At 71.0% G+C, this 661-nt stretch carries 1 protein-coding gene and 1 pseudogene; both read left to right on the top strand.

The genetic code is table 11. The annotated features are described in order from the left end of the window. On the top strand, positions 1 to 312 hold a 312-nt coding region (locus E3D03_RS21160; protein WP_263568571.1), incomplete at its 5' end, for a hypothetical protein. Further along, positions 305 to 661: pseudogene (locus E3D03_RS21165) on the top strand (phage tail tape measure protein); the annotation flags it as partial. The gene E3D03_RS21160 and the pseudogene E3D03_RS21165, both read left to right, overlap by 8 nt.

Genomic DNA, 661 nt, shown 5'->3' on the forward strand with positions numbered 1-661 from the left:
GGCGGGGGCGACGGCTACTGCGCGGCCTGCGCACCCTGCGAGGGCCCCGGGGGCATCTGCCCGGACTGCCCCGCAAGACTGAACCGACCGCAGACGGTCGAGGGCTGGCAGGTCTGGGACCTGACCCAGCGCCTTGGCGGCCAACTGCGCATCGCGCCGGGGGCCATCATCGGATGGGACATGGGCGCCGCCCTCGCGCTGGCGCAAGCGCTGGGCATCAACCCCCTGATCGCCGCCGAACTGCTGCCCGAGGTCGAGGCAGTGATGGTGCGAAAACTGAACGAGCAGATGGAAGGACGCCGCAATGGCTGAGAAGAAGGTCTCCGTCCGCCTCGTGGCGGAGGGCGGACGTCGCGTGCGCGCCGAACTGGAGGGTGTCGGTGAAGCTGGGGCCCGCGGCTTTGGCCGCCTGTCACGCGAGATGGAACTGGCGAACACCCTGCTTGCGGCCTTCGCACGCCGGGCGGGCCTAGCCCTTGGGGCCGCCGCTGCCGCCGCCACGGCTTCGCTCGGTCTGATCGTAAGGTCTACCGCCGAGAGTGCCGCGCAGATCCGGCAGTTCGCGCAGGTCGCCAATGCCACGCCCGAAGCCCTGCAGCGCTGGTCGGCTGGGGCGCGGACGGTCGGGATCGAGCAGGAGAAGCTGGCCGACATCCTGAAG

The sequence above is a fragment of the Paracoccus sp. DMF genome (assembly GCF_004407025.1).
GTDB classification, from domain to species: Bacteria; Pseudomonadota; Alphaproteobacteria; order Rhodobacterales; family Rhodobacteraceae; genus Paracoccus; species Paracoccus aminovorans_B.